The sequence below is a fragment of the Salinibacterium sp. 10G20-15 genome, assembly GCF_057365065.1.
This window is the reverse complement of the sequence record NZ_CP195118.1, coordinates 1855036-1874859: the sequence shown is the minus strand read 5'-3', so window position 1 is coordinate 1874859 and position 19824 is coordinate 1855036. Positions and strand designations below refer to the sequence as shown.

Below are 19824 nucleotides of genomic sequence, written 5' to 3'. Positions count from 1 at the left end.
TCTCAGCGTTAGACCAAAGTACCAATCGTCTAGAAGCGACGGGTACTCACGCTTTAGGCTCGCAATGATTTCGACAAGCAATGGAGCGACGACTATGTCATTTGAGACCCTCAGCAGCGACTTCTACGGCTACGAGAACGCCCTCACCGATCAGGAAAAAGAAACGATCGTGAAGCTGCGTGCGTTCCTCGACAAAGAGGTCCGCCCGATAGCCAACGACCTCTGGGCCAAGGCAGAATTCTTCAACCGCGACGTCGTCGTCAAGGGCCTGGCCGACCTCGGACTCTTCGGACTCCCCTGGGCCGAGACCCAGCACTTCAAGAACTCAGCCGTGTTCCGCGGTTGGGTTGCCCTCGAACTCGCGCGCGTAGATGCCAGCGCCGCCACACTCGTCGGCATGCAGAACGGACTCGTCATGGGTTCGATCGGCGTCGCAGGCTCGCAAGAGCAGCGTGACGAGTGGCTGCCGAAGTTGGCCTCCGGCGAGCTGTTGGGTGCATTCGGTCTCACCGAACCCCTCTCGGGCTCCGACACCGCTCAAGGCCTGCAGACTGTTGCCAAGCGCGATGGTGACAACTGGATCATCAACGGCGCCAAGCGTTGGATCGGCAACGGTTCCATCAGCGACGTCACGATTATTTGGGCGCGCGACGAAGAAGACAACCAGGTCAAGGGCTTTATCGTTCCGACCAGCACTCCCGGCTACTCCGCCACTCGCATCGAAAACAAGATGGCGCTGCGCATCGTGCAAAACGCCGACATCGTTCTCAAGAACGTTGTTGTTCCCGAAGCCAACCGCCTGCAGAAGTCGCAGTCGTTCCGCGAGACCGCTGCTGTGCTGCGCCTCACGCGTGCAGAGGTTGCCTGGGCCGCGGTGGGAAACTCCATCGGCGCCTACGAAGCTGCCGTTCAGTACGCCAACGACCGCATCCAATTCGGCAAGCCCATTGGAAGCCACCAGCTCGTTCAAGAACACCTCGCGAAGAGCCTCGGAAATATCACGGCCTCCATCGGCATGGTGACCCGGGTTTCCGAAATGCTCGACGAGGGAGTGCAAAAAGATGAGCACGCCGCACTCGCCAAGGAGTACACGACGAGCCGGATGCGCGAGACCGTCGCCTGGTGCCGCGAGCTCATGGGTGGCAACGGCATCGTTCTCGACTACGGCGTTATGCGTCACTTCGCCGACGCGGAAGCGATCTACTCCTACGAGGGAACTCGCGAGATGAACACGCTCATCGTGGGCCGCGCGATCACAGGTAAGGCTGCGTTCGTCTAATCTTGCGACATGCGACTTTTAGCGAGCCCTCGCGCGCGGGCATGGTTTCTGACCGCTTCGCTACTAGTCATCTTGGGTGGAGACGCTTGGCGCTACTCGGTCGGGTGGATCGCGTTCGCTTCGCTCGCCGTGGCACTCGCTGCTGTATCCGTCTATATCCTTGTCGCTAATCGCGATCGCTGGAGCATTGGCGGGCTCCCCTACCCGCTTATTGCCTTTATGGGGCTGGCCACACTGTCACTAGCGTGGTCGTATTATCCTGGCGCCACCGCCCTCGGATTACTCAATACGTGGCTAACCGTGCTGGGAGCGCTCGCCGTCGCAACGAGCTTCTCGTGGCAAGAAGTCCTCGACGCCACCGCTCGAGCGCTTCGGGTGTTGCTAGTGGTATCCGCGGCATTTGAGCTGTTTGTCGCCACAGTCATCCGACATCCCGTCGTCCCTCTTGCCCCTCAGCCCGAGCTCACAGTCGTCCCCGACGGGCCCGTTCCACTCATGCTTCAGTGGTCGCGTAACGTGCTATTCGAAGCGCTTGACGGCGCACGTATCCAGGGAATCGTCGGCAACTCCAATCATCTCGGCTTCCTTGCCCTTCTCGCGCTCATCGCGTTCGCCATCCAGTGGGCTCGAGGCACAGTCACTCGGGGATCATCGCTCGTGTGGCTGGCTCTCGCAGCGCTCACGTTGTTTTTGGCTCGCTCCGCCACCGTCACCGTTGCCCTCGTTGCCGTCATCGTCACCGCGGCCGCGATCCTGTTTATCCGTTCCCGCGAATCATCTCGGGCGCGCACCCTAAGCCAGGTCGGGTTCTTCGTTATCGTCACCGTCGCCATCGCCGCGCTCGTTACGTTCCGCGACGTACTCTTTGGGCTGCTCAGCAAGAGCGACGACCTCACCGGTCGCGCCGAAATCTGGCGCAGCGTCACGGAACTAGCGCAGCAACGCCCCGCCTTCGGCTGGGGCTGGGTGAGCGTCTGGATACCGTGGGCTGAACCATTCTCCGGCCTCGCTCAGCGAAATGGTGTTGTTCAGGTTCAAGCGCACGATGCCTGGCTCGACGTCTGGCTGCAACTGGGAGTAATTGGCGTTCTCGTTTTCGCCGCGACAGCACTCACCACACTGGTACGCACGTGGTCGTTGGCTGTCGACCGCCCTCAACGGCTACCGGGAAAGCCGCTCGCCTTCACCGCAGGGTCGCTTGCCCCGGTTCTCGTCATGATCGCCTTGCTGGTGCAGTCGCTTCCCGAAAGCAGACTGTTAGGCGAATACGGCTTATACCTGCTTGTCATCATTGCCGTGAAAGCTAAACGCCCCGACTGGTCAGGAGCCCTGCAGTGATCTCGCGCAGCTCGCTCAGCACAGCCATAGAAGTCGGCGCGGTGCTCCTTTCATCGCCACGTTCGTCCGCCGCACTCACGACTGCAACTATCGGAACCGCTGTATCCGCATTCTTTGTGCGCACCGTGTTGGGCGTGCCTGGACTCCTCGCGGCGCTCATTGTGTTGCTTATCCTTGTCACCTTGTCAGCCTGGGCGCAGTGGAAAGATATCGGCTGGCGCGCGCTCGTTCCGCTGTCGCTCATTGTCTTCACCGTATGGGTGTGGCTGACTGCAGCATGGTCGCAATATCGCGCTGAAACCGTCGCGAGTGCACTGTACCTATTACTACTCACTCTTCTCGGAATGTACATCGCGTTAGTGCGCGACACCATTCAAATCGTGCGCGCGTTCGGAGATGTTTTTCGAGCCGCCCTCGTCGTCTCCATCGTTTTCGAGATCCTCACCGGGCTTATTTTCGACACCTCCCTCGATGCGCTTTCCATTCAAGGAAATCTCGGGACGGGCGAGCCGATTCAAGGCATCTTTGGAACCCGCAACCATCTCGGGATGATCGCGCTCATCGCGCTCATCACTTTCGCCATCGAGTATGCGACGAGGTCCGTGGAACGCAATCTGGCGGTGGGATCGATCATCGCGGCGGCTATAACCCTGTTGCTATCGCAATCCCCGCTCGCCTTGGGCACCGGCCTCGTGATTGCTGCCGCAACAGCCGCGCTCGTTGCCCTACGACGCGTGCCTTCGGGGCGACGACGGTACTGGCAGATTTCGCTGATGACGTTCACGACAGCGATCCTGATCATCAGTTGGGCATCACGAACAGCCATAGTGGCGTGGTTCGATGCCAGTGACGAGCTGGCCTACCGTCTCGGCGTGTGGCGTCAATTGTGGACGCTCGGCGAAACGCACCGACTAGAAGGGTGGGGTTGGATTGGACCTTGGGACCCTGAGGTCGTTCCCTACCTCGGATTGGGAAATTTCGGGGCCCGCGTTCCCGACTCCGCTCACAACGCCTACCTCGATGTATGGTTCCAACTCGGTGTGGTTGGATTCCTTATTTTTGTCGGGCTTCTCGGCCTAGCGTTTACCCGGTCGTGGCTGCTGGCCTCGAGACGTCGCAGTATTGTCTTCGCGTGGCCAGCACTCGTGCTACTCAGCCTCATTCTTGGCGCACTCGCCGAGAGCTCGATTCTCACCGATTTCGGCTGGCTTACGTTCGTCGTGTGCTGCGTGAAAGCCTCTCGAGAACTCAGCTGGAGACGCGCTCTCGACTCCAGCACGACATCCGCGATCTAAAGCTGAGGTCTAGGCTCGGGCGCTCTGCCGGGCTTGCCACGCCGACTCCACGATCTCGTCGACCGTGAAACGGGCTGACCACCCGGCAAACTCCCTTATCGCAGTGACGTCGCCCACAATCGCGGCGGGGTCTCCCGCACGGCGAGGCTGCACATCGGCGGTCAACGACGATCCCGAGACCGCCAGCAGAGCATCCACCATCCCTCGAACGCTCGTGCCGACACCGGTACCCACATTGAGGATGACGTTTCCCGGCTCGTCAGGCAAGGCGTCAAGAACAGCAAGGTGCGCTTCCGCGACGTCGACGACGTGGACGTAGTCACGAATACAGGTTCCGTCTGGAGTGTCGTAATCGTCACCGAAAATCGCGGGAGCCTTGTTCGCCTCAATTTGGTTGAGACAGATGGGAATCAGATTCAGCGCCACCGAATCGGCGAGTCGCGCATCAGCTGCTCCCCCGACATTGAAATAGCGAAGGCTCGCCGCGCTCAAGGGCCACGCCTGTGCGGCTGCGCTGATGAGCTGCTCACCGACAAGCTTGGTGGCACCGTAGGGGCTGATGGGTTCTGCGGGGGCAGCTTCGGTGATCGCACCCGATGCATTGCCATAGACGGCCGCTGACGACGAAAAAACGAGCTTATTGACGCCGGCGTTCTCCATTGCCATCACCAGCTTGGCGATCGAGCCGACGTTATCGGCGTAGTACATTGCTGGCTTTGCGACAGATTCGCCCACTTGTTTGTGCGCGGCGAAGTGAATCACGGCATCGATAGCGTTCTCCCGCAGGGCGCCCTCGATCTGCTCAACCGTCGCGGTCGAGAGGTCGAGGTCTACGAGTCGCGCCGAGCCGACACGGTCGATTTTTCCCGTCTTCAAGTTGTCGAGCACGACGACCTCGTCGCCACGTGCCGCCAACAATTGAACGGTGTGGGCACCGATATAGCCGGCGCCGCCGGTAACAAGAACTCGCATAAAGCCAGTCTAGGAGGCGCAGTTGGCTAACTTCTCCACCTTTGTCGAGAGCGCGCCTGTTCCTCCCAGCAGCACTACATTGCTCGCACCGAGATCCTTCATTTGCTGCAGAACGGCTTTGGGAACACAGGTTGGCTGCACGATATACAGCGGCACGCTCTGAGCGCCGGCAACCGCTGCTCCCGAGAGCGCATCGGGAAAGTTGAGGCCCGAGGCGAGGTAGACCGTCTCGGCGCTCTCGAACGCCGCGTCATTGATCGACGCCGACACAATGAACCGATTCTGCCCGCCGATGCGCGACACATTCGATGCCCCCAGAAGCGACTTGAGCTTCGACTCTATGCCGGTGCTGACAGCACCGGAGCCGCCCGCAATCGTGACCGAGGTAATGCCGAGTCGGGTCAAGAGCTCTTTGGTCTCCGAATCGAGCGTTGAGGATTTACCGGCGACCAGAATCACGGGACTACCGGCCGCAGCGGCGGCGGAACTCGCTGACAACGCATCCGCGAAGGTTGTTCCCGTTGCGATATAGGCCGAAGTGGTTGTGCCCGTCGGGAACGCTGATTCAGCAATAAGGCGGGACGATTCGTAGCGGTCACCACCGGAAATTCGTGAGATCTTCGCCGTGTAGCTCGAGAGGCTGTTGTACACAGACTTCGAGATAGCGCCCGTTCCACCGACGACGACAATCTCCTTCGGCTTCAGCCGCTTGAGTTCAGCGCTAGTGCTTGACGGGATGGCAGACGGCGTGACGAGCAAGAGTGGACCGTCATAGGCTGCGGCTGCGGCTGCGGCGCTCAGCGCATCGGGAAAGTCCATGCCCGTCGCCACGTATACGCGGTCAATCCCGACAGTCGCGTAGGACTTTTTCGAGAGTGCGGATGACACGATGAAGCGATCCTGGCCGCTGACCCGCGAGACGGCAACACTCGGGGTGATATCGGTTGGGTTTCCGAACCACGAGTAGTAGTAGTACCAGAAGTTGCGGTTGCCGTAGGACGAACAGCTGTCTCCAACACTGCCAAGGTTCGCGAGAGCTGCCGAGTTCGGAACATAGGGCGTGTAGTTGTAGAGCGCTGCAGTGGCGTAGTTCGAGATCTTTATGGTCTTCGTTCCACAGCTGTGGTTGTAGGGGTGGTAGGCGATCTTGTGCGTACCGGGCTGCTTCGCAAAGTTGGCCGCTTTGTATGCCTTAAATTGACGGGTACCGGTGTACACCTGATATCCGAAGCCTTCGTAGGCAGAAGAGCACCCGCCATCGTCAGGACAGCCATACCCGAGCGCGTTGTTGATGTTCCACGATGTCGGCGAGGGGTTCGTGATGAGGCCCTGCTCCTTTTGCAAGGTTGCCAGAATTACTTTGGCACTGATTCCACACGCAACTTGAGCGCGATAGATGATCGTGGACGCGAGTAGCTTCTTGCCGCCCTTAATCTCGTTGCAAATGAGATTTCCCGTTGTCGATGACACATCTTTAGGGCGCGTGTCGACGTCTTGCCTCAGGGTCTTAAGGATTCCCGACTTGCCATTCAAAAACGACTGAATCTGGCTCTCGCTCATCGCGGCACCGTTGTAGAACTCGTCGTCGCTAATGATGTTGCCGGGGTCAAATTCACTGCCGCTAAAGGCGGATGCGGAGTCCGCTGGCCCTTGCACCACGATGCCGGCGGCCAGTACTGCGACGGCGCCAATCATTGCGGTGGCTCTCAATAGGCCGGTTCGAACCGATGAAAAAGTGTGCATTCTGCAATCCCCCAAGCAAACACGCGTTGTTAAAGGATATGACTAATGTGAGAAATGTGAAGACCCACTTTGAGTGGCACGAGCGCGTCGCACAACAATTCGGTGCGCGGTGCGCTAACGAAGGAACTCGTGCAACAGCGCTGCCGCCCGCCGACCGTCATGCACGTCGCGGACAAAGTCGGGCCCGAGAGCAGCATGGCGCACAAAACGCTCGCGATCAGCACAGATCTCCCGAAGCGTTGACTCCAGAGTCTCCACAGTGGCTTCGATAACCGGCAACGTACGCCCGACAGCGCGCTCCACGTGAGCACGAACATCATCGAAAAGGTGCGCGATCACAATTCGTCCCGCCGCGAGCGCCTCGACCGCTGTTACCGAATAGGTGCCGATGCGGAACTGCTCGAGCACGATATCCGCCCCGTGATAGACGGCGGGCATCTCTGCTGCGGGAACATCGACCAGCTGTCGGTACTCAATGATTCCCTCTTCATCGAGTCTGCGCAGCATCGGTTCGATGAGGTGCGAACCTTTGATCCAGGGGTTCGTTGGGGCGTGAATCACTCGAGGCTTCGCCGCCTGCAGAACCGGCTCCTCGGTGCGCCACAGCGCCGGGTCGATCGCAACCGGAATCCATTCGGCCGCAGGCCAATCCATCAATAGGTCGGGTGTCGTCACAAAAACGGGAGCAGCTGCGCGCTCGAGTACCGCGCGATTGCGCGTTGTCACTGCACGCAACCGTGCGATCTCAGGATGCCCTGCATCGTTAAACGGAGATGCGGGATCGCGAGAAGCGTGAAGATCAGGGCCCCGCAGATCGGTGCCGTGGGAGAGCAGCGCCACCGACACGCCGCGCGCTCGGAGTTCAGCGATCTCGGTGACGACATCACCGCCAAAGTATCCTCCAAAAAGCGGGAGCTCTGCTTCGACGATTACGTGGGTGAAGTTGCGCACCACGTGCTCGAAATGTTTGCGCTGCCAGCGCAGCGAGTGCTGATACACACGCTGCGGAACCTGCAGATCAGCAGGAAAGTTGTAACCGCGCGACAGCAGCCGCTGCATGTTCACTGCGCCGACGCCCTCAAGGCGTTCTGCTGCTCGCGCGATGCGAAACCCCTGGGCCGCAAAATTCGCGGGGCCTATAAACAGGCGAATAGGGGTTTCGGGCACGGCGACCATTGACGGAACATCGCGTGAACTGTAGCGAAATTGCGGCGCGTGAAGCCGTGAACTCACCCACTCAGGCAAGTACGATCGCACACTAGTGAGAAGGGGCCGCACCTCTCAATAGTGGCATGGGCATCCGCATTTCCTGAACGCCTCACTGCGAAAGATGCAGCACGTGCTGCAGACAGAGAGCTAGCGAATAGGATTGGCATGTCCCCAGCGCCTCATTCTTTGGAGTGTGAATGCACGAAGTAAACCCCCTGCTACACAGCACGGCGGACGTCGCAGCGAACGCTTCGATAGCCCCAACCGCGCGAGTGTGGCATTACGCGCAAGTCCGGGAGAACGCCGCTATCGGCGAGAACTGCGTAATCGGCCGCGGGGCGTACGTTGGCACCGGTGTTGAGGTGGGCGACAACTGCAAGATTCAGAACTATGCGCTGGTATACGAACCAGCCAAACTTGGTCGTGGCGTGTTCATCGGTCCCGCTGTCGTGCTTACTAACGACCATTTTCCGCGCGCCATCAATGCTGATGGTTCCATCAAATCTGCCGATGATTGGATGCCCGTCGGCGTCGACATCCGCGAGGGCGCGTCGATCGGCGCCAACAGTACCTGCATCGCTCCCCTCGTGATTGGCCGGTGGGCGCTCGTCGGGGCTGGTTCCGTGGTCGTGAAGGATGTTCCCGAGTTTGCCCTCGTTGTGGGCAGCCCCGCTCGCCGCATCGGCTGGGTAGGGACCGCCGGTCATCCCCTCACTCAAACATCGCCACACCACTGGGAATGCCCGGTCACCGGCGCCCGCTATCAAGAAACCGACACCGACCTTTTGATTGAGGTGCAAGATTAGTGATTCCCGCAGCTAGGCCCGAAATCGGCCAAGACGAACGTGACGCAGTCGATCGCGTGATGCGATCGGGCATGCTCGCTCAAGGCCCCGAGGTCGCCGCTTTTGAAGCTGAGTTCTCTCAGATCGTCGGCGGTGCTCAGAGCGTCGCTGTCAATTCGGGCACGTCGGCCCTGCACATGGCCTTCGTTGCCGCCGGAATCGGCGCAGGCGATGAGGTTATTGTTCCGTCATTCAGCTTTGCCGCCACCGCCAACGCGGTTGCCCTGGCCGGGGCCATTCCCATTTTTGTGGATATCGAACGCGACTACTTCTCGATCGACCCCGCTGCGGTCGAAGCGGCGATTACACCACGCACTCGGGCGATCATGCCCGTGCACCTCTACGGCCATCCCGCCCTCATGGTGCAGCTCAGCGCTATCGCCGCGAAGCACGACCTCCTCGTCTTCGAAGACGCCGCGCAGGCTCACGCAGCGTCCATCGCGGGAGTTCCCGTGGGCAACTGGGGCATCGCAGGCTCGTTCTCGTTCTACCCGACGAAGAACATGACGTCGGGCGAAGGCGGGATGATCACGACGTCCTCCGACGAACTCGCGCGGGTGGCTCGCCTGCTGCGCAACCAGGGAATGGAACGCCGCTACGAGAACGAGGTCGTCGGTTTCAACACCCGCATGACCGACATTCATGCCGCCATTGGCCGAGTACAGCTCGCGAAACTTGCCGGCTGGACGGCGCAGCGCCAGGCGAACGCTGCTTTCTTCGACGAGCACCTCAGCGGAGTCGTGACTCCCCCGGTCGCGTCCGACGCCGTGCACGTTTACCACCAGTACACCATCCGGGTTGTTGATCAGGATCGCGATGCTTTCGCAACCGCTCTCGCCGAGCGTGGAGTGGGCACCGGGGTTTACTATCCCACTCCAATTCACCGGTTGCCGTCTTTCGGGCTCGACCTCGATCTGCCGGTCACTACCGAGGTGGCCACCCAGGCGCTCTCGCTTCCCGTTTACCCGTCCCTGACCGAGGCGGAGCGCGACACCATCGTGAACGCCGTCAACGATGTAGCAAAGGCAGGCAGCTGATGACGCTTCGCGCAGGTGTACTCGGACTCGGCGTCATGGGGCGTCACCACAGCCGGGTTCTCAATGAGCTTGAGGGAGTCGAATTCAAGGGCGTTTATGACCCCTCGGATGCCGTCCAGTCGCACATTGAGGGCAAGCCAGTCGTTCGCGATCTCGACACCTTTCTCGACATGGGATTCGACTATTGCGTCGTCGCGGCGCCCACGATTTATCACCTCGAGATCGGCACGATGCTCGCCAGCCGAGGTATCCATGCACTGATCGAGAAGCCTGTTGCCTCCACGTCTGAGGCTGCTGACGAATTGCGTGATCTCTTCGCCAAGGCCGGGCTCGTCGGTGGCGTCGGCCATATCGAGCGCTACAACCCTGCGCTCCAATCGGCACGCCAACGCATCCAAGACGGACTGCTCGGTGACATTTATCAGGTGACGACTCGCCGCCAAGGACCATTTCCTGGCCGAATCGCCGACGTTGGTGTCATCAAGGACCTCGCGACCCATGACATCGACCTCACCGCGTGGGTAACGCAACAGGACTATGTTTCTATCAACGCGCGAACCACGTTCCGCAGTGGCCGCGAGCACGAAGACATGGTTGTGGCAGTGGGCACGCTCAGCAAGGGCACGATTGTCAGCCACACTGTTAACTGGCTCACCCCGTTCAAAGAGCGCACCACGATCATCACCGGCGAACGCGGTTCGCTTGTCGCCGATACGCTCACTGCCGATCTGACCTACTTTGAGAACGGCGTTCGCCATCACCAGTGGGATGACATTTCGCAGTTCCGCGGAGTGAGCGAAGGAGACGTGACGCGCTTCGCTCTCGACAAGAAGGAACCACTGCGTGCCGAGCACGAGGCCTTCCGCGATGCAGTCCTGTCAGGTGACACCAGTGCGATCGTGACCTTGGCGCAGGGTGCTGCGGTGGTTGCAACCGCGGAGAAGTTTGTCGCGGATGGGCTGAATCACCGACTCACAACGCCCTAGCTCATTAGAGCCGTGGTCATGCGACCGTTGAGGGCAGCAGCCGTTGTGGGTCGCAGCCGTTGTGGAGCACGTTAAGCGGCCGTCACTACTCGCCGTCAGCGACCGGCGGTTCCGGGGCCTCGGAGGGGTCTGGCTGGTCAGCGGCGCGGGCTAACGCGACTTGGCGAGCCATTGCGGTGAGGTCATTCTCGAGGCGACGGAAACGACGATAGGTTGTCGCGGCGACCCCCAAGAAAGCCAGCACGGTGATGTAAAGCAGGAGGTCGGTTCCTCGTCCGACGCCGAGCAAACGCGCCGCGAATGTCCATACTTGCGGTACGAAGATAGATGATCCTGCCGCGACGATGAACAGCAGCATGAAGATGCGTTGGATTGCTTGATTTCGCGCTCCCCCGCCGCGCAGCATAACGATCGCGACAACAATGACGGCGATGATCGCGAGGATCTGAAAGATGATGGTCACAATGCCCTACTTGAAGATAATTTCGACGAGGATGTTGATGGCGTTGAGCACGGACTGCCCTTTGCTCTTGGAATACTCGGTGTAAACGATGTGGGTGGGATGCTCCGCCCACTTCGCCTTATGCAGACTGATCTGGTCAACAAGCTCAGACGCGTGTGCCATGCGGTTCTGGCGCAGCTGAAGCTTCGCCAGCATGTCACGAGAAATCACTCTGAGTCCGTTGTGCGCATCGGTGAGCGCCATGCCGGTCGTCATGCGGGTGTATCCGGTAGCGAGGCGAAGCACCAACCTCTTGAGACCGCTCATCGCGGTGCGATTGTCGAGAAAGCGTGAGCCAATCACAATGTCAAGCTTCTCTTGGCGCAGCCGCTGAACCATCGCAAGAGCATCCTCAACCTGATGCTGCCCGTCCGCATCGAAAGTAACGACCTCAGTCATCTCGGGAATCGAGCGAACGAAATCGAAACCAGTTTGCAAGCTCGCGCCCTGACCGAGATTGATCGGATGCTGCACCACGATCGCGCCAGCTGATTGAGCTTGCGCTGCGGAGTCGTCGGTGGAGCAGTCGTCTACACAGACCACATGAGGAAGGGATTTGCGCAGTTCTTCGATCACGGACGCAATGACGCTTGCCTCGTTATACATCGGAACAACAACCCACGTTTGCGCCATGCAGCTAGTTTCGCACAGTCTGTGTCGAGCGAACTCGACTCTCGTGTGCGCAAGCACCGGTAGGATTGGGGCACTATGGCGCACAGTACTCAGCGGGCTCTTGTGATCGTAATGTCGCCCATCACGCGAGACCCCCGAGTTCTGCGTCAGGTGGACTGGCTGCGAGACAAAGACTGGGAAGTTGACACCGTTGGCCCGGCCGGTCACCACGTGCCCGGCGTCGACACGCACTATGGGCTTTCGGCTCCCCCGCAGTGGACGCAAACAAAAATTGGTTCATTGTTCATCTACACGCTTCTTCCTCACGCGCTCAAATTTTCAGTGCTGCTCGGCCGACTCATTCCGCGCGAGGTAGGCGAGCGCATTGCTGCGGGCGAGTACGACCTCATTTTGTTCAACGATCACCACTTTTTGCCCTGGGTGCGCAACCGCAAGGTCTTCACTCCCGCAGTAGTCGAGCGCGGCATCCATCTCGACATTCACGAGTACGTGCGACCTCGCGTGCCCCGTGACAGCCTGTGGCGACTGTTCGCGGCGCCGTACTACGACTGGATTCGTACCCACATTGGCGACCGCCGTTTCAGCACCCGATCGACCGTCGCATCGGGTATCTCTGATCTGTACGTGAGCGAATTTGGCATCAAGCCACTGACGATCGTTCGCAATGCGCCACCCTACGTCGAGCTCAGCGCGAGCCCTGTCGATCCGGAGCGGATCGAACTGCTTTATCACGGGGCGGCCAGCGATGTTCGAGGCATCCCTGAGCTGCTGGAAGCGATGAAGGTGCTGCCCGAACGTTTTCACCTCACGCTCATTCTCGTCGGCGAGCAAGCACGGATCGACGCGTACGCTCGTACTGTCGAGCAGCATCAGCTTCGGGTTCAGTTTGTTGATCCGGCCCCTGTTGCCGAGATCGCTCACCACATCAACCCCTATGACATCGAAGTGATGTTCTACCGACCGCTGAATCGCAACCTTGAATTTGCGCTGCCGAACAAGCTGTTCGAGGCTTTCCAAGCACGATTGGCCATCCTTATTGGCCCCAGCGCAATGATGACCAGCGTCATCTCCGAGTACGCTAACGGGGCCCTCGCTGCTGGATGGGACGTATCCGATCTTGTCGCCGCCATCGAGCAGCTCGACCACGAATCTCTCTCGCGAATGAAGCAGAACTCCGACCGGGCTGCCCGAGAGATCTCAGCCGAAACCGAGCGAGAGGCCTTTTTTCGTTCCTTCGGCGAAAGCGCGTCATAGCGAAACGTTCCGTCACCGCGTTGATAACCACGCGCGGCACGTCACACACGCGTACGAGTGCAAGTGCAAGTGCAAGTGCAAGTGCAAGTGCAAGTGCTTACCGCTGGGTGGCGAGCGCCTTCTCGTAAACCTTTCGATATGCCTCGGACCGAGCATCCTCCGAGAAGAGAGCCACCGCGGCGTCATGAATCTCGCGAGCCGACCACCGTTCGGGATCGTCGCGCAACTCGAGCACTGCCGAGGCAATAGCGGGCCCGCTTCGCATCGCGAGCCGCGACGCACGAGCGGGCAAAAACTGCAGGTGGCCGCCGGAGCCGCTCGTAACAACGGGGAGGCCGTGGCCGAGCGCTTCGGCGATGGCAACGCCGAACGTCTCCCCTGCCGTGGGCAGAACGAAGACGTGGGCGTCTAACAGCACGTCACCGAGCGCTGCGGGATCGACGTGGCCGAGGATCGTCAGTTTGTGCGCTATTCCAAGGCTCGCCGCCCGAGCACGCATCTCGGATTCGAGGTTGCCTGCCCCTGCCCAGTGCAACGTGGCAGGTACTCCTCCGCTTTCGAGTTCGGCGACAGCATCGAGTGCCTCGAGCGGTCCTTTGTGCGCGACAAGACCGCCGACTCCCAGTAGTCGGATGGGCTCTGACCCGTTTTGTGGAATGGCCCGGGGCAGGCGGTCACCGGCCGGGAGCTGTACGCGATTACCGATAACCGTCGTGGGCACTTCACGGTGAGCATCCATCGTCTCGGCAAGACCGCGGCCCACCGCTACCGCTGCTGCGGGCAGCGCGAGGTCTTTTCGCAAGAACTTTAAGGCCAGGCGTGCGTACCAACTCGGTGGGTCGGTAACCAGCCCCGACCAGTGTTCCGTATGTACCCACGGTTTCTCGATTCGGGCACGAGCTACCGGAAACAGCGCCGGGAACGCCATAGTGTGCACAACGTCGGCGTCCGCGACGGCGTCGCGGATCTTTCGCATCGCACCGAAGTAGCTATCGGGGCGCGAAAAATGAAAATGAACGCGCTCGAGGGGAAACCCCACCGTGTCTCCGGGCACCGCACCGGTCAGTGGTGCTGACGGCGGAACAAGATGCAACACGCGCACATCGTGTTCTTTAGCGAGCAACTCGACATCGCGCAGGGTGAACACCCCCGCCCCAGGAGTCGCTTCGCTGGGATACCAGGGGGTCACAACCAGCACGCGCATGCAGCCAATCGTAGTGCGCGATCTCAACGAAATTTCGGTGGGAGTCGCGCTCACAGGGCGCGGGCAGGATCACGCTCTGGACCGTAGAATGATTCGCGTGAAGATCATGAGTGTGGTGGGCGCGCGCCCACAGTTCGTCAAGCTTGCCCCCATCGCTCACGCGATCACCGCCGCCGGCCACGAGCACATCATTGTGCACACAGGCCAGCACTATGATCCGATGCTCTCCGACGTCTTCTTCCACGACCTGAAGATTCCTGCCCCCGATGTCCATCTGGGGGTGGGCTCGGGCTCGCACGGCGTTCAGACTGGAGCGATGCTTGCGCAGATGGATGAGGTGCTTGAGCGCTTTAACCCCGACTGCGTTCTCGTCTATGGAGATACAAACTCGACTCTCGCAGCGGCAGTAAGCGCTGTAAAACTGCACTTTCCCGTCGCTCATCTCGAAGCGGGGCTGCGTTCGTTCAACCGAGCAATGCCCGAAGAGCACAATCGCGTACTCACTGACCACGCTGCCGACCTTTGCCTCGCGCCGACTGCGGTCGCGATGGAGCACCTCGCGAATGAAGGCTTGGCCGACACCGCGGTGCTCGTGGGAGATGTCATGACCGACGTACTCTTCCAAGTGCGCGACAGCCTTCTCGCGGGCGATGCCCCAAACCCGCTCGCTGATCTCGACGCGCCGAACGGCTATTACGTCGCGACGATCCACCGTGCCGAAAACACCAACGACCCCGAGCGCTTGCGTGAAGTAGTGGCGGCCCTCGGCGCAGCGGATAAACCTGTCGTACTTCTTGCCCACCCTCGAGTTCGCGCTAAGGCAGAAGAGCACGGGATTTCGCTGAACTCAGGGGCACTCATCGCCCGCGATCCTTTGTCTTATCCTGAGCTCATCGCATCCGTGCTGAGCAGTTCCGGCGTCGTTACCGACTCTGGCGGACTTCAGAAAGAAGCGTTCCTGTTGCGTGTACCGTGCACCACGGTGCGCCACGAAACTGAATGGGTCGAGACCATTGCGCTGGGGTGGAATGTGCTCGCCAATTCGACTCAGGAGATCACAGCGGCGCTCACGCGACCCGCTCCCGATGCAACAGATGCTGCACCTTATGGCGATGGAGACGCCGCCACGCGCGCAGTTCAAGCGATCGTTGACGGCATCAAACCTCGACTCTGAGCGGTCGAACACAGCAACATGAGTTGCTAAAACTGTCCGACGAGATCAGTAGCGACTTGACGCGCCCGCGCTTCCCACGTGTGCTGCTCACGCACGATGCGGACTCGTTCTTCAACGTCCGCGAGTTCTTGCGGGTGCACCGCGAGGCGGGAAAGCAATGACGACAACTCTTCGGCGCCGTAGGGAATGACCCAGCCGACCCCGTTCTCTTCAACAAAGTCGCCCGCGAGACTGCCTTTCGTCGCGATAATCGGTTTGCCGTGACCAAGGTATTCATAGAGCTTCATGGGGGCGGCGAACTCTCGGTATTCGAGGGGCTCCATGAGTAACACACCGATGTGCGCGTCGGCATAGAGAGCTTCGAGCTCGGCACCAGACTTGTGCACAATCGTTGTAGAGTCACCGAGCACACCAGCGTAGTGGGGCTCGGACTCCTTCCATTCACCCTCACGCGTGCAGATCGTAAGTCGAGCGTCAGCGGTCATCTCGACGCCTCGCACGGTCTCCTGCATGCGGTAGTAGCTGCCCGTTCCCCCGACGTAGAAGAGTGAGATTCCACGGGTTGGTGACGGTGAATCGCAGCGTTCGGCGCCAGGAGGCAATGCGAGCGCCTGCGGCCTATTTGCCGCTGGCAGGTATTCCGCCATCTGCATCGAGGGCAAGTAAAGCGTGTTAACGCCGTCGCGATAGCCACGTAAGTCGGCACGGTAACGCCACCGCAGCAGCGCCGTGTAGGGCTGTCCCACTCGTTCGGCATACTCCGGGAATTGCCAGTAGATGTCGCGGTAGAAGAGCCCCACGGGGATTCCTGCTCGCCTGCACGACCGCAGAAAGGCAATGTCCCGAGTCAGGCTCGTCGCGGGCGTGATTTTTTCGCCTAGGCCGGTAGGGGTCGTTGAGGCTTCCGAATAGACAAACTCCACTGTGAGCCCCGAGGCGATGCGCTCGCGCAGCACCCGCATCCGCTGCTGCCGCTCTCGATGGTGCCCCGATACCTCAAGCACTTCGTAGCCGTTCGCTTCAAAAGCTTGCCGCATCTTCACCGGACGAATACCGCTCGCGCTCGTAGCCTCAGGGTTAAGCGGGAAAGGCACGTGGTAGATCATCGCGGGGCGTGAATTCATTGCAGTTCCTCACCTTCGTGCAACCCAGCGAGCTGAGCCTGATGCGCAAAGTCGGGCACGGCGGCGGCAAGTTCATCGAAGCTCCCCTGCCCCAATACTCGCCCCTTGTCGAGATAGCACAGGGTGTCATAGTTGCGCACGGTTGATAGTCGGTGTGCGATTGTCACGAAGGTGACGGTGCCCGAAAGCTCATTCATCGCTGTGGTGATGAGACTCTCGGTGCGATTGTCGAGCGCACTCGTGGCTTCATCGAACACCAACACGAGCGGGTCGGAATATAGTGCGCGAGCGATTCCAAGTCGTTGTTGCTGACCGCCCGAAATCGACGCACCACGTTCACCGATTGGTTCAAGGATTCCCCGTTCTTCAACAAGCTCACTCAGTTGTGCTCGTCTCAGCGCTTCAATGACACGGTGCTCGTCGAAGTCGTCGGTCCACGTCAGCGCAACGTTCTGCGCGATTGAGCCATTGAACAGAGACACTCGCTGCGGGACGTACCCTACTCGGCTGCGCCACTGTTTGACGACGTCGTCAACGGGGGTTCCTCCGACGACGATCGATCCGCCTGTCGGGGTGCTCAACCCGAGAATCAAGTCGACGAGTGTCGACTTTCCGGCTCCTGAGGGCCCAACGATTCCGAGACTCTTGCCGAAGGGAACCGTGACTGAGATTCCCTTGAGCACGTCTTCTTCAGCTCCTGGGTACCGGTACTTCACATCGCGTAGTTCGAGCGCGGGCGCAGTCTCCGGGAACGGACCTTCGGAGCGATCGGAAACTGCAATGTGTGTATCGTGCTGTGCTCGTCTGAGCTCGCGAATCACGTCTCGCGCGTAAACAATGTTTGCCGATGCGTTCGTGAAGCTGGCTTGCACGTTATTCAATGCGGGGATCATGCGAAACCCGGTGGCAGCGAAGAGTGATACTGACACTGTTGCCGCTCCGAGGCCACCGATCAGGAATCCCGCCCCGCCGATGAGGAGGAACCCACCGATCAGCGCTGCCTCCAATGAGTACCGCGGAACAATGCCGAGGAATGACATGTTTGCTCGAGCGTTCGTCGCCACCTTGCGGTAGCTCGACACCACCGCCCCGGCTTCGTCTAGCTTGTTGCGGAGGGTTACCTCTTTGATCGCGTCAACCATCTCAGTCATGACGCTCGCGGCCTTATACGCATACTGCCGATTCACTCGCCCAGCTTGGCGAGCCTTCGCAGTGATCACCAACACCATGAGCAACGCCACGAGGCCAAGGTAGACCAGCGCGATCAGCGCTGTGAGGGGCTGCACGACAACCAAAACAACGAGCATTGCGAGGAAGGTGAAAGCGTTGTTCGGAAGTTGAGATAGCGGCAAGATGAAACCGAGGTTGGTGTTCGCCATTGAGCTATCGACGATGCGTGTGATTTCGGCAGTCGACAGTGACGACCGTGCCTCCCAACTCGACTGCGTATACGACTTGAAGAGACGATTTCCCACTTCGAGTTCGTATTTTGCGAACCGACGAGTCGCTCGCCAATGGAGCGCAAGGGCAAGTCCGCTTTTGCTGATGAAGAGTGCACACACGAGAACAATGAGCCACAGCACCTGTTCATCGTCAATCGTTCCGATGATGGGCAGTTGGGCCTGAGCACCCGTGGCTAGCGGCGAAATGATCGCGGTAATCAAGCCGAGAGCGAGCACGTCAAGAATTGACAGCAGGCTCGTCACTATCGAGTAGCGAATGTAGAAGCGTTTCGCCCCGGCTGGCAGCACGGTGAAGAGCTGACCGAGTGTTGTCCAGATATCTTTCACGAGCGAATCCCTACCTCTGGTGCACGAACGTGTGCGCCCTGCTCTAGAGTGTGCCAGCGCGCCACAGCTTCCGCTTTCTGTTGATCACTCACCCACCATGCTTCATTCATTGCGTCGGCTCCGTTAGAGCCTGAACTGCGTGCCGCGCGACCGAGGCCAGACTGACGTTGTCGGCCGCCCATGCCGCGGTGGCGCGGCGCGTTTCCGGATTCGGGTCAGCATCGAAGACTTCACGCAACGCGGCTTCGATCGGTTCCACCGCGTAGTCGCATCCGCTCCCGAGCACCACCGTGGCGTCGCGACGATCCAGAGCGGCCCGCACGGGGCCTGGTCCGGCGAAAATCACTGGAGTTCCTGTCGCCCACGACGCGAAGACTTTCGTGGGAAAAGCGAAGTTGTATCCGGCGTCGGGCCGAATCGAGGCGAGGCTTACCGCAGCGCCTCGCAACCAGACCGCTGCCTCCGCCGGAGGCACGGTAGGAACGAACTCTACCGCGCCTTCTGGCAGTCCGGCAGCTCGCGCTCGCAGCGCGGGCCAGTCACTGCCCTGGCCAAGAAACACAAGCTTTGCGTCTGGATGATGGGGCAACACTCGTTCTAATGCGTCGATAAACACTACAGCGCCCTGCCACTCCGATGCAGTCCCCGGATAGATCGCGTACTTTCCGAGATCACGCGCGGGCCCGTCGGGGGAAAAAACAGTCGTATCGATTCCGTTCCCAATGGTGTGGACCGTTGCCTGGGGAGCAATCTCGCGGATGCGTGCAGTTACTCCGTCGTTTACGGAGAGCACTCCGCGAGCGCCGTGCATTGCGGAGCGCTCCATGGCGCGTACTGCGGCAACGATGAGTCGCGGGGCTCCTGTTGATTCGCTGGCATCCGACCAAATATCGGCCGCGTAGTACGCATATGGTGTGCGCCGCAGGGCCGCGGCGGCGCGCACGAAAAAGCCCGTTGTCGGGGGCGGCTCAGCGATGACGAGGTCGTGACGGGCGCCGAAAAGAATTCTAAAGAAAAGTGGGAGGTCGAAACTCAGGTACGGAAGATATCCCCGCACGTACCCCGTTGCATCGCGAAGAACGGGTTTGCGTCGCACTCGGTAGGGGCGAGCTTCATCCTCGTCTTCACCGTGACGCTGCGGGGGCGCGGTCACAGTGAGGACTGTGACGTCGTGACCTGCATCAGAAAAAGCTCGCGCTAACGCCGCTAGCCTGAATGAGGCCGCACTCGGCTCCGGCTCGAAGATACGACTCGCGATGGCTACGCGCATGATCCCCTCGACCCGCCGTCCTTCGTGAGCGCGGCGAGGTCGCGCCGATCACCCCGATCGGAGGTCGGGAACCTCGGGCTGGCCATCAGTACACGCACCGCATCACGATAGCACCGAGACACCGCGAAGCGAGGCGTGGTGAACGGTAGGTGAACGCGCCGCTTCGCAG

The 19824-nt window shown here is 60.2% G+C and carries 17 protein-coding genes; 8 read left to right on the top strand and 9 right to left on the bottom strand.

The genetic code is table 11. The annotated features are described in order from the left end of the window. Positions 1-94: 94 nt before the first annotated feature. Genes ACR3YK_RS09025 through ACR3YK_RS09015 form a run of 3 tightly spaced genes read left to right on the top strand, consistent with a single transcriptional unit; the run spans position 95 to position 3912 of the window. Positions 95-1279, top strand: a complete 1185-nt coding sequence (locus ACR3YK_RS09025; protein WP_486174559.1) for an acyl-CoA dehydrogenase family protein — start codon at positions 95-97, stop codon at positions 1277-1279. 9 nt (positions 1280-1288) lie between these two features. Beyond that, a complete protein-coding gene (locus ACR3YK_RS09020; RefSeq protein WP_486174558.1) occupies positions 1289-2617 on the top strand; it encodes an O-antigen ligase family protein in 1329 nt (442 codons plus the stop codon). After that, positions 2614-3912, top strand: a complete 1299-nt coding sequence (locus tag ACR3YK_RS09015; RefSeq protein ID WP_486174557.1) for an O-antigen ligase family protein — start codon at positions 2614-2616, stop codon at positions 3910-3912. Before ACR3YK_RS09020 ends, ACR3YK_RS09015 begins: the two co-directional genes overlap by 4 nt. Positions 3913-3921: 9 nt before the next feature. Here the strand turns inward: ACR3YK_RS09015 and galE are convergent, their stop codons facing one another. The 3 genes from galE to ACR3YK_RS09000 form a co-directional block, all read right to left on the bottom strand. Further along, entirely contained in the window at positions 3922-4884 is a 963-nt protein-coding gene (gene galE / locus ACR3YK_RS09010; protein WP_486174556.1) for a UDP-glucose 4-epimerase GalE, read from the bottom strand. 9 nt (positions 4885-4893) lie between these two features. Then, positions 4894-6627: a cell wall-binding repeat-containing protein gene (locus tag ACR3YK_RS09005; RefSeq protein WP_486174555.1), complete on the bottom strand. Its 1734-nt coding sequence runs from the start codon at positions 6625-6627 to the stop codon at positions 4894-4896. Between the two features lie 114 nt (positions 6628-6741). Next, positions 6742-7794 (bottom strand): glycosyltransferase, encoded by a 1053-nt coding sequence (locus ACR3YK_RS09000; protein ID WP_486174554.1) that lies wholly within the window; start codon positions 7792-7794, stop codon positions 6742-6744. Between the two features lie 239 nt (positions 7795-8033). Between ACR3YK_RS09000 and ACR3YK_RS08995 the strand changes: the two genes are divergently transcribed. Genes ACR3YK_RS08995 through ACR3YK_RS08985 form a run of 3 tightly spaced genes read left to right on the top strand, consistent with a single transcriptional unit; the run spans position 8034 to position 10704 of the window. Next, complete coding sequence (locus ACR3YK_RS08995; RefSeq protein WP_486174553.1) at positions 8034-8642, top strand: acyltransferase; 609 nt, start codon at positions 8034-8036, stop codon at positions 8640-8642. Further along, complete coding sequence (locus ACR3YK_RS08990) at positions 8642-9718, top strand: DegT/DnrJ/EryC1/StrS family aminotransferase (protein WP_486174552.1); 1077 nt, start codon at positions 8642-8644, stop codon at positions 9716-9718. The genes ACR3YK_RS08995 and ACR3YK_RS08990 overlap by 1 nt, the downstream gene beginning before the upstream one ends. Then, positions 9715-10704: a Gfo/Idh/MocA family protein gene (locus tag ACR3YK_RS08985; RefSeq protein WP_486176399.1), complete on the top strand. Its 990-nt coding sequence runs from the start codon at positions 9715-9717 to the stop codon at positions 10702-10704. The genes ACR3YK_RS08990 and ACR3YK_RS08985 overlap by 4 nt, the downstream gene beginning before the upstream one ends. 85 nt (positions 10705-10789) lie before the next feature. Here ACR3YK_RS08985 and ACR3YK_RS08980 read toward each other — a convergent pair whose 3' ends face one another. Continuing rightward, positions 10790-11167 carry a DUF2304 family protein gene (locus ACR3YK_RS08980; protein ID WP_486174551.1) on the bottom strand — a complete coding sequence of 126 codons (378 nt, stop codon included), beginning with the start codon at positions 11165-11167 and terminating at the stop codon, positions 10790-10792. Positions 11168-11173: 6 nt separating this feature from the next. Continuing rightward, positions 11174-11839 (bottom strand): glycosyltransferase family 2 protein, encoded by a 666-nt coding sequence (locus tag ACR3YK_RS08975; RefSeq protein ID WP_486174550.1) that lies wholly within the window; start codon positions 11837-11839, stop codon positions 11174-11176. Between the two features lie 75 nt (positions 11840-11914). Here ACR3YK_RS08975 and ACR3YK_RS08970 point away from each other — a divergent pair, with 75 nt between their 5' ends. After that, positions 11915-13093 carry a glycosyltransferase gene (locus tag ACR3YK_RS08970; RefSeq protein ID WP_486174549.1) on the top strand — a complete coding sequence of 393 codons (1179 nt, stop codon included), beginning with the start codon at positions 11915-11917 and terminating at the stop codon, positions 13091-13093. Between the two features lie 97 nt (positions 13094-13190). On the opposite strand, the gene ACR3YK_RS08965 is transcribed toward ACR3YK_RS08970, so the two are convergent. Next, a complete protein-coding gene (locus tag ACR3YK_RS08965; protein ID WP_486174548.1) occupies positions 13191-14297 on the bottom strand; it encodes a glycosyltransferase family 4 protein in 1107 nt (368 codons plus the stop codon). Between the two features lie 97 nt (positions 14298-14394). Between ACR3YK_RS08965 and wecB the strand changes: the two genes are divergently transcribed. Then, on the top strand, positions 14395-15471 hold the full coding sequence (gene wecB, locus ACR3YK_RS08960; RefSeq protein ID WP_486174547.1) for a non-hydrolyzing UDP-N-acetylglucosamine 2-epimerase: 1077 nt from the start codon (positions 14395-14397) through the stop codon (positions 15469-15471). A gap of 26 nt (positions 15472-15497) precedes the next feature. On the opposite strand, the gene ACR3YK_RS08955 is transcribed toward wecB, so the two are convergent. The 3 genes from ACR3YK_RS08955 to ACR3YK_RS08945 form a co-directional block, all read right to left on the bottom strand. Continuing rightward, a complete protein-coding gene (locus ACR3YK_RS08955; protein WP_486174546.1) occupies positions 15498-16595 on the bottom strand; it encodes a glycosyltransferase family protein in 1098 nt (365 codons plus the stop codon). After that, positions 16592-18385: an ABC transporter ATP-binding protein gene (locus tag ACR3YK_RS08950; protein WP_486174545.1), complete on the bottom strand. Its 1794-nt coding sequence runs from the start codon at positions 18383-18385 to the stop codon at positions 16592-16594. Before ACR3YK_RS08950 ends, ACR3YK_RS08955 begins: the two co-directional genes overlap by 4 nt. 106 nt (positions 18386-18491) lie before the next feature. Next, the gene (locus ACR3YK_RS08945; protein WP_486174544.1) at positions 18492-19655 is read right to left on the bottom strand and encodes a glycosyltransferase family 4 protein; all 1164 of its coding nucleotides are present in this window, start codon (positions 19653-19655) and stop codon (positions 18492-18494) included. Positions 19656-19824: the final 169 nt, after the last annotated feature.

Excerpts from the sequence above, each read along its gene's own strand:
- ACR3YK_RS08975 (WP_486174550.1), bottom strand. The coding sequence starts at position 11,839 with ATGGCGCAAACGTGGGTTGTTGTTCCGATGTATAACGAGGCAAGCGTC.
- ACR3YK_RS09005 (WP_486174555.1), bottom strand. The coding sequence starts at position 6,627 with ATGCACACTTTTTCATCGGTTCGAACCGGCCTATTGAGAGCCACCGCA.
- ACR3YK_RS08955 (WP_486174546.1), bottom strand. The coding sequence starts at position 16,595 with ATGAATTCACGCCCCGCGATGATCTACCACGTGCCTTTCCCGCTTAAC.
- ACR3YK_RS08945 (WP_486174544.1), bottom strand. The coding sequence starts at position 19,655 with ATGCGCGTAGCCATCGCGAGTCGTATCTTCGAGCCGGAGCCGAGTGCG.
- ACR3YK_RS09025 (WP_486174559.1), top strand. The coding sequence starts at position 95 with ATGTCATTTGAGACCCTCAGCAGCGACTTCTACGGCTACGAGAACGCC.
- ACR3YK_RS08970 (WP_486174549.1), top strand. The coding sequence starts at position 11,915 with ATGGCGCACAGTACTCAGCGGGCTCTTGTGATCGTAATGTCGCCCATC.
- ACR3YK_RS09020 (WP_486174558.1), top strand. The coding sequence starts at position 1,289 with ATGCGACTTTTAGCGAGCCCTCGCGCGCGGGCATGGTTTCTGACCGCT.
- galE (WP_486174556.1), bottom strand. The coding sequence starts at position 4,884 with ATGCGAGTTCTTGTTACCGGCGGCGCCGGCTATATCGGTGCCCACACC.
- ACR3YK_RS08965 (WP_486174548.1), bottom strand. The coding sequence starts at position 14,297 with ATGCGCGTGCTGGTTGTGACCCCCTGGTATCCCAGCGAAGCGACTCCT.
- ACR3YK_RS08995 (WP_486174553.1), top strand. The coding sequence starts at position 8,034 with ATGCACGAAGTAAACCCCCTGCTACACAGCACGGCGGACGTCGCAGCG.